This window comes from Kitasatospora sp. NPDC059973, assembly GCF_042737525.1.
Classification (GTDB): domain Bacteria; phylum Actinomycetota; class Actinomycetes; order Streptomycetales; family Streptomycetaceae; genus Kitasatospora.
This window is the reverse complement of record NZ_JBHWUI010000013.1, coordinates 72,866-86,496: the sequence shown is the minus strand read 5'-3', so window position 1 is coordinate 86,496 and position 13,631 is coordinate 72,866. Positions and strand designations below refer to the sequence as shown.

Genomic DNA, 13,631 nt, shown 5'->3' with positions numbered 1-13,631 from the left:
CCCGTGCAGGGTGCCCGCCCACCGGCATGTGCGTGTGGGAGGGGGCTTCCGGGCCTCCCGGGGACGCCCGGGGCCAGGAAGGGGCCGTGGCGGGCGCCCTGGGGTGCCCTGGGTGCTCCGGGGGCCGCTAGGGGCAGCGGACGACCTGACCGGCGTACGCCAGGCCGCCGCCGAAGCCGAACAGCAGCACCGGGTCGCCGGGCGACAGCTCGCCGCGTTCGACCATCTTGGAGAAGGCCAGCGGAATGGACGCGGCCGAGGTGTTGCCGGAGACCACGACGTCCCGGGCGACCACCGCGTCGGGCGCGCCCAGCTTGGCGGCGATCGCGTCGATGATCCGCAGGTTCGCCTGGTGCGGCACGAAGCCCTTGAGCTCGGACGGGTCGATGCCGGCCTTCTCGCAGGTCTTCCGGGCCAGCGGGGCGATCTGGGTGGTGGCCCAGCGGAACACCGACTGGCCCTGCTGGCTGATCACCGGATCCCAGCCGGTGATCACCACGGCGTCGCTCTTCTCCGGCTCCGAGCCCCAGACCACCGGGCCGATGCCCGGCTCGGCGCCCTCCTCCTGGGCCTCCACCACCGCCGCGCCGGCACCGTCCCCGAAGATCACGCAGGTGGTCCGGTCGGTCCAGTCGAGGGTGTCCGACATCCGCTCGGCGCCAATCACCAGCGCGCGGGTGGCCGCACCGGCCCGGATCGCGTGGTCGGCCGTGGCCAGCGCGTAGGAGAAGCCCGAGCAGACCGTGTTGATGTCGTAGGCGGCGGGCGCGCGCACGCCGAGGCGGGCGGCGACGGCGGCGGCCGTGTTGGGGCTGCGCTCGACCGCGGTACAGGTGGCGACCACGACCAGGTCGATCTCGGCGGCCGAGCGGCCGCTGTTGGCCAGCGCCTTCTGGGCCGCCTCGGTGGCCAGGTCGACCAGGGTCTCACCCTCGGCGATGTGGCGGGTCCGGATCCCCACCCGGCTGCGGATCCACTCGTCGTCGGTGTCGACCAGCACCGCCAGGTCGTCGTTGGTGAGGACCTTGGGGGGCTGGTAGTGGCCGAGTGCCACAATGCGCGAACCGCTCATACAGCCACTCAACCGGGTTACCCGCTGGTCAGCGGGGCGCGACCGGCTACAGGATCCGCCCCCGGAAGCTGTAGGAGGCCGACAAGGGCCGTTGCGGCGCCTGGGGAGTGGCGGCGGCCCGGACGGCCGGTTCAGGCGGCCAGTGAGGCCGAGTCACCCATCACGATCACCGGATGGGCCGCCGGATCGAGGGTGCGGATCAGCTGGGCCATCTTGTCCTCGGGCACCGAGACGCAGCCGTGCGTCGGGCCGCCGTGGTCGACGTGGATCCAGATGCCGCCGCCCTTGGAGGAGCCGCTGGGGCGCCGCGGGTCGAGCGGTGAGTTGCCGGGCACCCGGTTGTAGTTGATCGCGATCACGTAGTCGAAGGAGCCGGCCAGCGACTCGCCCGCGAAGCCCTTCCCGGAGACCACGAAGTTGGCGTCCTTGTCGTACGGGAGGCGGCTGCCGGGGTCGGCGTTGCGGCCGCCCGCGTCGGTGAGCGAGAAGACTCCGATCGGGCTGCGCAGGTCGCCCTCGTTGTGGTCGGTGGTCCAGCCCTTGTTGGCGTTGTGCCCCTGCCAGGTCTCGCCGGCCAGCCAGCGGCCCTCGGCGGTGCGGGTCCAGAGCGTGACGGCGGTCCGGTTGGCGTCCTTGTCCTGACCGGAGGCGAGCACGACCTGGGTGGTCTCGGCGGGTATCCGCGCGGTGAAGGCGGCCCCCAGACCGGGTATCGCGGCCACCGAGCCGTCCGGGCGGGACTCGCTGCGGTCGGCGGCGGGGGCCCCGGTGTGCCGGTCGCTCGCGGCCTGGGCGGCCGGCGCGGCGGCGGCCGGGGAGGGCTGGTCCGGGGCGGAGACGCCCTCCGGACCGGGGCCGTCGGCGGCGGTCACGCCCGGGTGGCCGGAGTCCTGGCCGACGGTGTACCAGCCCGCGGCGGCCGCGAGCAGCAGCGCGGTGCCGGCGGTCACGGCCTTGCCCCCGCGCTTCTTCTTGGGCTTGCGGCGGTGGCCGCGGGCGGCCGCCCGGGGACCGGCCGCGGCGGCGGCCGGGTCGGCCGCGGGTGCCTGGCCCCGGGGCCGGACCGGTACGGCGGCGAGCGGCGCCGCCGGCTCGGCGGGCTGGGGCTGGAACGGCCGGTCGTAGGCGTCGTAGCCCTCGGCGGCGGTGGCCTGCGGGACGTAGACCGCCTGGTGGTCCGGGTGGTCCTGATGGGCCTGGTGGGCCTGGTGGTTCCAGTGGTCCTGCCGCGGGTAGCCGTTCCAGCCGTCGTGGAACGGCTGGTTCGGGTCGGCCACGGCCTGCGCGGGAGCGTCCCAGCCCTGGTGGGGCTGCTGCTCGTAGACCCCGTAGGACTGCTGCGGCACCTCGTACACCGGCTCGTGCATCGGCTCGTACGACGGGTACGCGGTGGCGCGATGGGAACCGGACATGGCGCTGATCCTGCCAAACCCGGACCCGGTTGGGAAACCCGGGGGCCTGTGCGGACCCGGTGAAGAACACCGCCTCCCGGGCCGACGGGCGGCCCGGGAGGCGGTGGAAGCCGGTCGGGGACCGGTCAGAGGCGCATCGCCTGCGGGGTCTCCCGGCGCGTCAGGTCCGGGCCGTCGTACTCCCGGATGACCTCGTAGCGGGTGTTGCGCTCCACCGGGCGGAACCCGGCGTCCCGGATCAGCCCGAGCAGGTCGTCGCGGCCGAGCTTGTTCGGCGTGCCGAAGTTGTCCGCGTCGTGGGTGATCTTGTACTCGACGACCGAGCCGTCCATGTCGTCCGCGCCGTGGCTGAGCGCCAGCTGCGCGGTGGTGACGCCGTGCATCACCCAGAAGACCTTGACGTGCGGCACGTTGTCGAACAGCAGCCGGGAGACGGCGAAGGTCTTCAGCGCCTCGGCGCCGGTGGCCATCTCGGTGCGCGCCATCAGCTTGTTGCGCACGACGCCGTCCTTGGAGTCGTGGAAGTCGTGCTGGTAGCGCAGCGGGATGAAGACCTGGAAACCGCCGGTCTCGTCCTGCAGCTCACGCAGCCGCAGCACGTGGTCGACCCGGTGGCGGGGCTCCTCGATGTGGCCGTACAGCATGGTGGAGGGCGTCTTGAGGCCCTTGCTGTGCGCGAGGCGGTGGATCCGCGACCAGTCCTCCCAGTGGGTGTCGTGGTCGACGATGTGCTGGCGGACCTCCCAGTCGAAGATCTCCGCGCCGCCGCCGGTCAGCGACTCCAGGCCGGCGTCGATCAGCTCGTCCAGGATCTCGTCGGCCGGCAGGCCGCTGATCTTCTCGAACCAGTGGATCTCGGTGGCGGTGAAGGCCTTCAGCGAGACGTTCGGCAGGGCCGCCTTCAGCTCCCGCAGCGAGCGCGGGTAGTAGCGCCACGGCAAGGTCGGGTGCAGCCCGTTGACGATGTGCAGCTCGGTGAGGGAGTCGACCTCCATCGCCTTGGCGAGGCGGACGGCCTCCTCGATGCGCATCGTGTACGCGTCCTTCTCGCCCGGCTTGCGCTGGAACGAGCAGTACGCGCAGGACGCGTTGCACACATTGGTCATGTTGAGGTGGCGGTTGACGTTGAAGTGGACGACATCGCCGTTCTTCCGCGTCCGCACGTGGTGGGCCAGACCGCCCAGCCAGGCCAGGTCGTCGCTCTCGTAGAGCGCGATCCCGTCCTCGCGGGTCAGCCGCTCACCCGCGTAGACCTTCGCCTCCAGCTCGCGCTTGAGCCCTGCGTCCATGCGGTGCCCCGCCTCCTCCGACTTCGAATCGTTGCCGGAACGAGCGTACGCCTATGCCGGCGTCACGCCGCGAGCAGCTCCGCGAGCAGCGCCGGATCGATGTTCCCGCCGCTGACCACGGCGGCCACCGCGCGGCCACCGATCTCGCCCGCGCGGTGGAAGTACGCCGCCGGGGCGACCGCGCCGGAGGGCTCCGCGACCAGCCGGCCGCGCCGGGCCAGCACGGCCACCGTGGCGCGGATCTCGTCCTCGGTGACGGTGACGATGTCGTCCACGTACGCGGTGAGGTGCTGGAACGGCAGCTCGCCGACGGAGGGGGTGCGCAGCCCGTCCGCGATGGTCCGGTAGGTGTCGGCGACCGGCCAGGTCAGCCGCTCGCCGGCCCGCAGGCTGGCCTGGGCGTCGGCGGCCAGCTCGGGCTCGACGCCGACCACCCGGATGCCCGGGCGGGTGAGCTTGAGGGCGGCCGCGACGCCGGAGATCAGGCCGCCGCCGCTGACCGGCACCAGCACGGTGTCCAGCTCGGCCGGGGCGTCCTCGGCGATCTCCAGGCCGACCGTGCCCTGGCCCGCGATGATGTACGGGTCGTCGTAGGGCGGCACCCAGACGTAGCCGTGCCGCTCGGCCAGCTCGCCGGGCACGGTGTCCCGCTCCTCCGGCGAGACCAGCAGCACCTCGGCGCCGAACGAGCGGGTGCCCTCGACCTTGACCGCCGGCGAGGTGTCCGGCATCACGATCACGGCCTTGATGCCGAGCAGCCCGGCCGCGTACGCCACCGCCTGGGCGTGGTTGCCGCTGGACTGGGCGACCACACCGCGGGCCCGCTCCTCGTCGTCGAGCGCGGCGAGGCGGTTGTAGGCACCGCGGGTCTTGAAGGCGCCGGTCGGCTGGAGGTTCTCCGGCTTGAGCCAGAGCCGGCGCTCGCCGTCGCCCGCCCAGGGGGCGGGGACCAGCGGGGTGCGGACCGCCACCCCGGCGATCCGCTGCCGAGCCGCGCGCAGCTCCTCCAGACCGACCAGTGCCATCGTGTTACTCGCCTTCGACCATCGGGAGTTCGCTCACCCGGTTCTCCCACTTCGTGGAGAGTACGACGGTCGTACGGGTCCGGGCCACGCCTTTCGTGCCGGAGATCCGCTTGACCACCGATTCCAGGCCCTCCACGTCGGAGACCCGGACCTTGAGCATGTACGAGTCGTCCCCGGCGATGAACCAGCAGTCCTCGACCTCGCCGAGGTCCTTCAACCGGAACGCGACGTCCTCGTGGTCGGCCGCGTCGGTGAGCTGAAGGCCGATCAGGGCCGTGACGCCGAAGCCGAGCGACGCCGGATTGACCGTCGCGCGGTAGCCGGTGATGACCCCGGCCTGCTCCAGGCGGTTGATCCGGTCCGTGACGCTCGGGCCGGAGAGGCCCACCAGTCGGCCCAGCTCGGCGTAGGACGCGCGGCCGTTCTCCCGGAGCGCCTGGATGAGCTGTCTGTCCACCGTGTCCATATACCGTCCGCGTCCTTCCGAACCTCACCAGACCCACAGATCATTATCCGGATTCAAAGGCGCCGTGCGCGGAACAACCCGGATATCGCAGAGAACATACTCTCCTGCCCCGGGGCCGCCCACTCCCCCCGGGACCGGCCTTCACCCGCCCTGGCCTGCCGGGCGGCCGGCCGCGCCCAACTCGCCCTCCCAGCGCCGGTACAGCGTGTGCGGGACGCCGACGGCGTCCAGGACCCGGCCGGCCACGAAATCGACCAGTTCGCGGACGGTGGAGCCGCCGGCGTAGAAACCGGGCGAGGCGGGGAGCACGACGGCGCCCTGCGCGTCCAGCTCGACCAGGTGCTTCAGGGTCACCCCGTTGAGCGGCGCCTCCCGGACGCAGACCACCAGCGGCCGGCGCTCCTTGAGGGTGACGCTGGCGGCCCGCTGGAGCAGGTCCTTGCTCAGGCCGAGCGCGATCCCGGCCACCGCGCCGGTGGTCGCGGGGACGACCAGCATGCCCTTCGCCGGGTAGGAGCCGCTGGACGGCCCGGCCGCGAAGTCCCCGGACGACCAGTACCGGACGTCGTCGAGGCCCTCGTCGCCGCCCAGCCAGGCCGCGAGGTCGGCGCGCCAGTGCGCGTCCCGGAAGGAGATGCCGGTCTCGTCCAGGATGGTCAGCCGGGCGGCCCGGCTGACCACGAGGTCCACCGGCTCCCCGGCGGCGAGCAGCGCCCGGATCACCGAGGCGGCGTACGGCGTACCGGAGGCGCCCGAGACCCCGACCACCCATGGCTGACGCGTTTCTGTTCCCATGGCCCCTTTCTATACGGCGGCCCCCAGGGCGGGCCCATCCGCGTTCACCCCTGCGAGGATGGGCGCCATGGCAGCGACCCTCGTCGACCTCACCCATCAGGTGACCACCGCGATGCCGGTCTACCCCGGCGATCCGGCCGTCGTCCTGACGCCCGTGCTCACCACCGCCACCGCCGGGGTGAACGTGCTGGCCGTGCACCTCGGCTCGCAGTCCGGCACCCATGTGGACGCGCCGTACCACGTGGACGTCACCTGGCCCACCCTGGACGGACTCCCGCTGGAGCGGTTCACCGGGCCGGCCGTCGTCGCCGACCTCCGGGGGCTGGAGCCGCGGGCCGAGGTGACGCCGGAGCAGCTCGCCCCGGCGCTGGAGCGGGCGGGCGAGGGCACCGTGCTGCTGCTGGCCACCGGCTGGGCCCGGCACTGGGGCACCGACGTCTACCTGGCCCATCCCAGCCTGAGCGCGGCGGCGGCCGAGGCGATCGTCGCCGCCGGGGTGCGGACGGTGGGGGTGGACGCGCTCAGCGTCGACCCCACCCCCGACCCGGGCCCGGGCGACCCGGCGGTCGCCGCGCTGCTGGCCGACCTGACCGACGAGCACGACCAACCCGCCGCCCCGGAGCCCACGCTGGCCGCGCACCGGGTGCTGCTCGGGGCGTCCGGCGGCGGCGTGATCGCCGAGAACCTGACCGATCTGCGGGCGCTGCTGGACGCCCAGCAGGCCGGCCGGCCGGTCGAGGTGTCGCTGTTCCCGCTGCGTCTGGTGGCCGCCGACGGCGCGCCCGTTCGGGCGGTGGCGCGACTGGGCTGACGCTCGTCGGCACTTGGTCTAGACCATCCCCGGCGGGCGCCGCTACGCTTGCGCGCCATGGCAGAGATCATCGGAGTGATCGAGCAGCTCTGGCGCTACCCCGTGAAGTCCACCGGCGGCGAGCGGCTCGACTCCGTCGAGCTGGACGAGCGCGGCCTGGCCGGCGACCGCCTCTACGCGGTGCGCGACGGCGCCGGGAAGCTGGGCTCCGGCAAGAACACCCGGCGCTTCCGCCGGATGGACGGCCTGCTGCGGCTCTCCTCCCGGCTCGGCCGCCGGCTCGACGGCCCCGAGCTGTTCGACCCGTTGGGCCGGCCGGTCGCCGATCCCACCGCCTTCCTACGCGCCTACCTCCAGCGCCCGGACGTCGCGCTCGCCCGCGAGGACGCCGTCTCGCACTTCGACCAGCTGCCGGTCAGCGTGCTCACCACCGCGACCCTGGACTGGGTCTGCGGGGCCGCGCCCTCCGTCGTCGTGGACGTGCGGCGGTTCCGGCCCAACATCCTGCTGCGGACGCCGCCCGGCACCCCGCCGTTCGTCGAGGACGGCTGGTTCGGCCGCGAGGGCGGCGCCGGCACCGGTGCCCGGCTCTCCTTCGTCCGGGCCAGCGAGCGCTGCGCCATGACCACCGTCGCCCAGCCCGGCCTGCCGCACGCCCCGGAGATCCTCAAGGCCATCGTCCAGGCCCACGACGGCCGGCTGGACGCCCTCGCCGAGGTGGTGGCTCCCGGGCGCCTGAGCGTCGGTGACGAGCTGTCACTCGGCTGAGTCCGGCCGCTCCCGTCAGGCCTGCGGGCCACTCCCGGAGGCAGCCGGGAGCAGGCAGAACGGATGGCCGGCGGGATCGGCGTAGATCCGCCAACCACCGGAGTCGCCCAGCCGGGTGGCGCCGAGGGCGAGAACCTCCCGCTCGGCCCGGTCGAGGTCCGGCACGTCGATGTCCAGGTGCGCCTGCTGCGGGTGGGCCGGGTCGGGCCAGCGCGGCGGCCGGTGGTCGGCCACGCCCTGGAAGCAGAGCACCGGGCCGCCCCCGACGTGCAGGGTCGACCACGCGCCGTCCAGCGACCACCGGGGGTCCGGCCGGTCCACCTCGCCGCCGAGCAGAGCCGCGTAGAACCGGGCCAGCACGGCCGGCTCCGGGCAGTCGAGGACGATGCACTGCAGTGTGCCGATCACGGTGCTCCCTGGTGGCGGACGGGCGGTTCGCCGCCATTGTCCTCCGCGGGCCGGAGGGTGGGACTCACTCCCGCGAGTGAACGGCCACCGCGTCGACCAGGCGTGCCAGCCCCTGCGGGGCGCTCCGCAGGAACAGGTTCGGCTCGATCAGCTCCAGTTCCATCACCACCGGCTCGCGGGCGTCGTTCAGCGCCAGGTCCACCCGCGCGAACAGCAGGGCGTCCGGTGCCGGGACGGCCGCCAACGCCGCTCGGGCGGTGCGCAGTTCCGCCTCGGTCGGCAGGTACGGGGTGACGCCGGGGTGGGGCGTCCGGTCGTTGTCGATCACCCCGGGCTCGGTCAGCACGGGCCCCTTGCGGATCGCGTGGCTGAAGGCTCCCGCGATGAAGACCAGCGCGCGCTCCCCCTCCTCCACCAGCGGCAGGTACGGCTGCACCATCACCGTCCGCCCCCGCTCCAGCAGCATCCGGGCGTGGCGGAGCGCGTCGGCGGCCCGGCCGGGCTCGTAGCGGGCGGTGTCCTGCGCCCCGGCCGAGACGGCGGGCTTGACCACCACCCCCGGGGCCAGGTCGAAGTCCGCCTCGTCGCAGCGGTCGCCGGGGGCGACGAACCGCGTCGGCACGGCCGGGACGCCGCGCTCGGCGAGCACCGACAGATAGCGCTTGTCGCTGTTCCAGCGCACCACCGGGGCCGGGTTGCGCAGCCGGGTGGCGCGGGCCGTCGTGTCGGCCCAGGCCAGGAACTCGTCGAGGCGTTCCGCGTAGTCCCAGGTCGACCGGACCACCGCCAGGTCGAACTCCTCCCACCCCGGGGCGGCCGCGTCCCAGGGCACCGCCTCGGCCGCCAGACCGCCCGCCCGCAGCGCGTCCACGATCAGCGGCAGGTCGGCGTCGTACTCCGCGGCGGCGGTGGCGGTGACGACCGCGATCCTGGCAGTACCCATGCGTGCTCTCCCGTCCGGCCGGTCGATGATCTTCCGAGTCTAGGGAGCGGCGAGCCGGCGGGCCGAACCCGTGGCCCCGGGCGGACGGCCGGTCCACGCCGCTCCTAGCCTCGGGGCATGACGATGAGACTGGAGCGGTTGCGGGCCGACCACGCGCCGGCCCTGCTGGCCTTCGAACGGGAGAACCGGGAGTACTTCGCCCGCTCCGTCCCCGACCGCGGGGACGACTACTTCGCGGCGTTCGCCGACCGGCACCGCGCGCTGCTCGCCGAACAGGACGCCGGGGCCTGCCACTTCCACCTCCTGGTCGACGAGCGCGGCGAGCTGCTCGGCCGGGTCAACCTGGTGGACGCGGCGGCCGGTAGCGCCGAACTCGGCTACCGGATCGGCGAGCGGGCCGCCGGCCGGGGCGCGGCGACGGCGGGCGTCGAGGAGGTGTGCCGCCTGGCCGCCGCGGCGTACGGCCTGACCGGGCTCACCGCCGTCACCACGCTCGACAACCCGGCGTCGCGGGCGGTGCTGCGGCGGACCGGGTTCACCCTGACCGGGGAGACCGTCGTCGACAGCCGCCCCGGTCTGCGGCACCGGCGCGGCCTCGACGCCCCGCGGTAGCGGCGGCTCCTCAGCCGAGCGTGCGGGTGCGCTCCAGGACGGCGGCCGGGGCCTTGGCCACCGAGCCGGTGTCGAACGGGGGTCGCGGGTCGTACTCGGTGCAGAGCTGGATGGCCTGGGCGGTGAGGTCGTCGGTGAGCAGGGCGGCGAGCCGCAGGGCCATGTCGATGCCGGCGGAGACCCCGGCCGAGGTGATGATCCGGTCGTGGCGGACGACCCGCTCGGCGGTGTAGGTGGCGCCGTGAACCTCCAGCTCGGCGACCGCCGCCCAGTGGGTGGTGGCGGTGAGGCCCTTGAGCAGCCCGGCCGCGCCGAGCACCAGCGCGCCGGTGCAGACCGAGGTGGTGAACCCGCTCTCCCCGTGCACCGCCCGGACCCAGTCCAGGAAGTCCTCGTCGGCGACCAGCGCCCGGGCCCCGGCGCCGCCGGGGACGAGCAGCACGTCGCAGGACCCGATCTCCGAGTACCGGGTGGGGACGTCGACCGTCAGCGCCCCCAGCGCATCGGTGACCCGCCCCGGCTCGGGCGCGACGAAGCGCACCACGGCGCCCGGGACATGGCCGAGGATCTCGTACGGCCCGATCGCGTCGAGCGGCTCGAAACGGTCGAAGAGCGGGATCACGATGTCCATGGGCGCAGCGTAACGGCGGCCCCGCCCGGGCCGGTCGGCCGCGCGGCCGGGTTCACGGGATGGAGTGATCGCGCGGCCGCGGGGGAATACCGGGGGCCGTCAGCGCAGCGCGTCGAGCTCGGCGCCGATGGCGGCCCGGAGGGCGTCCTGCGCCGGGCCGAGCGCGTACCGGGCGTCGCGCCAGTGGTCCGGCGGGTAGAGCCAGACCGGCATCCGCACCAGGTGGTCCGGCTCCCAGTCGTAGCGCGGCCAGACGTGGGCGTGCAGGAACGGGTCCTTGTTGCCGAGGATCTCCAGGTTGACCCGGCGGAAGGCGGGATCGGCGGCCTGGCAGGCCCGTTCGACGGCCTCGCCGAGCCGGTCCAGGTCGGCGAGGTAGGCCAGCCGGCGCGGGCGGGGGAGGTCCGAGAGCCGCTGGACGCCCGGTTCGTCGGTGAGCAGGACCGCGTAGCCGGGCAGGAACTGGACGTCGCCCAGCACGGCGAACCCGGCGTCGAGCCGGCACAGCACGGTGGGGTTCTCGCCCCGCAGCGCGCTGCCGATCCGGTCGGCGCGGAAGTCTGCGGTCATCGGGCCCTCCGTACGTCCGGGCGGCCGCTCGCCGCCGGTGCGGTGGGGCGGCCCCGGCGCGGCGGCCCCGGCCGGATCGTAGCCCGGCGGGCCGGGCACCCCTGTGACGCGGATCACTCCGGCGGACCGATGAGTTCGGCGGTCCGCTCCGGTCCCACTCTCGTAAGCACCGCGCGAAGGCGACCGAACACCCCGACAGGAGACTCCCGTGACCGCGTCCGTGAAGGGCCCCGCCAGCTACTTCCCGTCGATCGAGAAGACGTACGGCCGGCCGGTCGCGCACTGGAAGGAGCTGATCCGCTCCTCGCCGCTGACCAGGCACGGCGAACTGGTCGGCTGGCTCAAGTCCGAGCACGGTCTGGGCCACGGCCACGCCAACGCCCTGGTGAAGCACACCCTCGACGAGGACGCCGGCCGGTAGGACGGGCCGGGGCCCGGCCGGGTACGAGCGGATCCGGGTCAGGTCCCCAGACCGCGCAGGAGCAGGTCCACCAGGGCGAAGAAGAACAGCGAGATGCCGACGAAGCCGTTGGTCTGGAAGAACGCCCGGTTCAGCTTCGACAGGTCGTGGGGCTTCACGATGGTGTGCTCGTAGACGAACGCCCCGGCCACCACGAGCAGCCCGACCCAGAACGCCGGACCGGCGTCGGTCAGCACGGCGTACCAGCCGAGCAGCAGCGTGGTCAGCACGTGGCAGGCGCGGGCGCCGCGGATCGCCGCCGGGACGCCGAAGCGCGCCGGTACCGAACGCACGCCCCCCGACCGGTCGGAGGCGACGTCCTGGCAGGCGTAGATCAGGTCGAAGCCGCCGATCCAGATGCCCACCGCCACGCCGAGCACGACCGCGTCCCAGGACCAGGAGCCGGTGACGGCGAGCCAGGCGCCGACCGGACCCATCGCCTGGGCCAGGCCGAGGATCGCCTGCGGGAAGTCGGTGAACCGCTTGCCGTACGGGTAGACCACCATCGGCACGACGGCGACCGGCGCCAGCGCCAGGCAGAGCGGGTTGAGCAGCGCGGCGGCGCCGAGGAAGACCACCAGCGCGACCGCCGAGCCGATGTACGCCGTCTTCACCGACACCGCGCCGGTGACCAGTTCACGCCCGGCGGTGCGCGGGTTGCGGGCGTCGATCTCGCGGTCGATGATCCGGTTGGCGGCCATCGCGAAGGTCCGCAGACCGACCATGCAGACCGTGACGATGAACAGTTCGGCCCAGTGCACCCGCTCGTCGGCGAGGAACATGGCCGTCAGCGCGGCGATGTAGGCGAAGGGCAGGGCGAAGACCGAGTGCTCGATCATCACCAGCCGCAGGAACGCCTTGACCTTGCCGGGCGGGACGTCGGGGAGGGCGGCGGCGGTACTCATCAGAGCCCGTACTCCTTCCAGCGGCGGTCCACCAGGGCGGCGGTGGCCGGGTCGGAGGAGACCATCTCCGGCCAGCCGCCGTCGCGCGTGTAGCCCTCCTCGGGCAGCTTCCGGGTCGCGTCGATACCGGCCTTGCCGCCCCAGAACTGCTGGTAGGAGGCGTGGTCGAGGTGGTCGACCGGGCCCTCCACGACGGTGAGGTCCCGGCTGTAGTCGACGTTGCCGAAGGCCCGCCAGGCGACTTCCTGGTAGTCGTGCACGTCGCAGTCGGAGTCCACCACGATGATCAGCTTGGTCAGCGACATCATGTGGGCGCCCCAGATGGCGTGCATCGTCTTCTGGGCGTGCTTGGGGTACTTCTTGTCGATCGAGACGATCACGCAGTTGTGGAAGCCGCCGGCCTCGGGCAGGTCGTAGTCGACGATGTCCGGGATGATGATCTTCAGCAGCGGCAGGAAGAACCGCTCGGTGAACTTGCCCAGCGGGCCGTCCTCGGTCGGCGGCCGGCCGACCACGATGGACTGCAGGATCGGCCGGCGGCGCATCGTCACGCAGTCGATCGTCAGCGCCGGGAAGGGCTCCTGCGGCGTGTAGAAGCCGGTGTGGTCGCCGAACGGACCCTCGGGCAGCATCTCGCCGGGCTCCAGCCAGCCCTCCAGCACCACCTCGGCGTCGGCCGGGACCTGCAGCGGGACGGTCTTGCAGTCGACCATCCGCACCCGCTCCCCCGCCACGAAGCCGGCGAACAGGTACTCGTCGATGTCACCGGGCAGCGGCGCGGTGGCGGCGTAGGTGACGGCCGGCGGGCAGCCGAAGGCGATCGCGACCGGCAGCCGCTCGCCGCGCTTCGCGGCCACCGCGTAGTGGTTGCGGCTGTCCTTGTGGATCTGCCAGTGCATGCCGATGGTCCGCCGGTCGTGCCGCTGGAGCCGGTAGAGGCCCAGGTTGCGCACGCCGCTGTCCGGGTCCTTGGTGTGGGTCAGGCCCAGGTTGAAGAAGGAGCCGCCGTCCAGCGGCCAGGTGAACAGGGCCGGCAGGGCGTCCAGGTCGACGTCGTCGCCGGTGAGCACGACCTCCTGGACCGGGGCGTCCTTGACGTTCTTCGGCGGCACGTGGGCCATCGAGGCGAGCTTGCCGAAGGCGTCGCGGAAGCCGGTGAAGCCCTGCGGCAGCTCCGGCTTGAGCAGCCCCGCGATCTTCTCGGCGATGTCCTCGGGCCCCTTGAGGCCGAGCGACTTGGCGAGCCGGGCCTCGGTGCCGAAGACGTTCATCGCCAGTGGCATCGACGAGCCCTTGACGTTCTCGAACAGCAGGGCCGGGCCCTTGGCCTTCTGGACCCGGTCGACGATCTCGCCGATCTCCAGATGGGGGTCCACCTCGGCCTTGATGCGCTTGAGATCGCCCTCGCGGTCGAGGGCCCGCAGAAACGAGCGGAGATCGTCGTATGCCATGCCAGCCAGTATC

Annotated in this window: 16 protein-coding genes; 4 read left to right on the top strand and 12 right to left on the bottom strand. The window is 73.3% G+C overall.

Going from position 1 to position 13,631, the window contains the following annotated elements:
* Positions 1-127 precede the first annotated feature (127 nt).
* From ACFWA9_RS06355 to ACFWA9_RS06330, 6 genes are all read right to left on the bottom strand, one after another.
* Positions 128-1,072, bottom strand: a complete 945-nt coding sequence (locus ACFWA9_RS06355) for a beta-ketoacyl-ACP synthase III (RefSeq protein WP_329488228.1) — start codon at positions 1,070-1,072, stop codon at positions 128-130.
* 131 nt (positions 1,073-1,203) lie between these two features.
* Positions 1,204-2,484: a L,D-transpeptidase family protein gene (locus tag ACFWA9_RS06350; protein WP_380383636.1), complete on the bottom strand. Its 1,281-nt coding sequence runs from the start codon at positions 2,482-2,484 to the stop codon at positions 1,204-1,206.
* Positions 2,485-2,609: 125 nt separating this feature from the next.
* A complete protein-coding gene (mqnE, locus tag ACFWA9_RS06345; protein WP_329488230.1) occupies positions 2,610-3,773 on the bottom strand; it encodes an aminofutalosine synthase MqnE in 1,164 nt (387 codons plus the stop codon).
* 62 nt (positions 3,774-3,835) lie between these two features.
* A complete protein-coding gene (locus tag ACFWA9_RS06340; RefSeq protein ID WP_380383633.1) occupies positions 3,836-4,798 on the bottom strand; it encodes a threonine/serine dehydratase in 963 nt (320 codons plus the stop codon).
* A gap of 4 nt (positions 4,799-4,802) precedes the next feature.
* Positions 4,803-5,264: an Lrp/AsnC family transcriptional regulator gene (locus ACFWA9_RS06335; protein WP_329488232.1), complete on the bottom strand. Its 462-nt coding sequence runs from the start codon at positions 5,262-5,264 to the stop codon at positions 4,803-4,805.
* A gap of 141 nt (positions 5,265-5,405) precedes the next feature.
* The gene (locus ACFWA9_RS06330) at positions 5,406-6,059 is read right to left on the bottom strand and encodes a UbiX family flavin prenyltransferase (RefSeq protein WP_380383631.1); all 654 of its coding nucleotides are present in this window, start codon (positions 6,057-6,059) and stop codon (positions 5,406-5,408) included.
* 67 nt (positions 6,060-6,126) lie between these two features.
* Here ACFWA9_RS06330 and ACFWA9_RS06325 point away from each other — a divergent pair, with 67 nt between their 5' ends.
* Complete coding sequence (locus tag ACFWA9_RS06325) at positions 6,127-6,870, top strand: cyclase family protein (protein ID WP_352286262.1); 744 nt, start codon at positions 6,127-6,129, stop codon at positions 6,868-6,870.
* A gap of 57 nt (positions 6,871-6,927) precedes the next feature.
* A complete protein-coding gene (locus tag ACFWA9_RS06320) occupies positions 6,928-7,638 on the top strand; it encodes an MOSC domain-containing protein (protein WP_352286260.1) in 711 nt (236 codons plus the stop codon).
* 15 nt (positions 7,639-7,653) lie between these two features.
* Here ACFWA9_RS06320 and ACFWA9_RS06315 read toward each other — a convergent pair whose 3' ends face one another.
* A complete protein-coding gene (locus tag ACFWA9_RS06315) occupies positions 7,654-8,046 on the bottom strand; it encodes a VOC family protein (protein WP_380383627.1) in 393 nt (130 codons plus the stop codon).
* A gap of 64 nt (positions 8,047-8,110) precedes the next feature.
* Positions 8,111-8,989, bottom strand: coding sequence for a RimK family alpha-L-glutamate ligase (locus ACFWA9_RS06310; RefSeq protein ID WP_380383625.1), 879 nt, complete (start codon positions 8,987-8,989; stop codon positions 8,111-8,113).
* Positions 8,990-9,106: 117 nt separating this feature from the next.
* On the opposite strand from ACFWA9_RS06310, the gene ACFWA9_RS06305 reads away from it, so the two are divergent.
* Positions 9,107-9,601: a GNAT family N-acetyltransferase gene (locus ACFWA9_RS06305; protein ID WP_380383622.1), complete on the top strand. Its 495-nt coding sequence runs from the start codon at positions 9,107-9,109 to the stop codon at positions 9,599-9,601.
* Between the two features lie 10 nt (positions 9,602-9,611).
* Here ACFWA9_RS06305 and ACFWA9_RS06300 read toward each other — a convergent pair whose 3' ends face one another.
* Both ACFWA9_RS06300 and ACFWA9_RS06295 read right to left on the bottom strand, forming a co-directional pair.
* The gene (locus ACFWA9_RS06300) at positions 9,612-10,232 is read right to left on the bottom strand and encodes a DJ-1/PfpI family protein (protein WP_380383619.1); all 621 of its coding nucleotides are present in this window, start codon (positions 10,230-10,232) and stop codon (positions 9,612-9,614) included.
* Between the two features lie 99 nt (positions 10,233-10,331).
* Positions 10,332-10,802 (bottom strand): HIT family protein, encoded by a 471-nt coding sequence (locus ACFWA9_RS06295; protein WP_380383616.1) that lies wholly within the window; start codon positions 10,800-10,802, stop codon positions 10,332-10,334.
* Positions 10,803-11,010: 208 nt separating this feature from the next.
* Between ACFWA9_RS06295 and ACFWA9_RS06290 the strand changes: the two genes are divergently transcribed.
* A complete protein-coding gene (locus tag ACFWA9_RS06290; protein ID WP_329488242.1) occupies positions 11,011-11,223 on the top strand; it encodes a DUF4287 domain-containing protein in 213 nt (70 codons plus the stop codon).
* Positions 11,224-11,261: 38 nt separating this feature from the next.
* On the opposite strand, the gene mqnP is transcribed toward ACFWA9_RS06290, so the two are convergent.
* Together mqnP and ACFWA9_RS06280 are read right to left on the bottom strand one after the other, a co-directional pair.
* Positions 11,262-12,170 carry a menaquinone biosynthesis prenyltransferase MqnP gene (mqnP, locus tag ACFWA9_RS06285; RefSeq protein ID WP_329492146.1) on the bottom strand — a complete coding sequence of 303 codons (909 nt, stop codon included), beginning with the start codon at positions 12,168-12,170 and terminating at the stop codon, positions 11,262-11,264.
* The gene (locus tag ACFWA9_RS06280) at positions 12,167-13,618 is read right to left on the bottom strand and encodes a menaquinone biosynthesis decarboxylase (protein WP_329488243.1); all 1,452 of its coding nucleotides are present in this window, start codon (positions 13,616-13,618) and stop codon (positions 12,167-12,169) included. Before ACFWA9_RS06280 ends, mqnP begins: the two co-directional genes overlap by 4 nt.
* Positions 13,619-13,631: the final 13 nt, after the last annotated feature.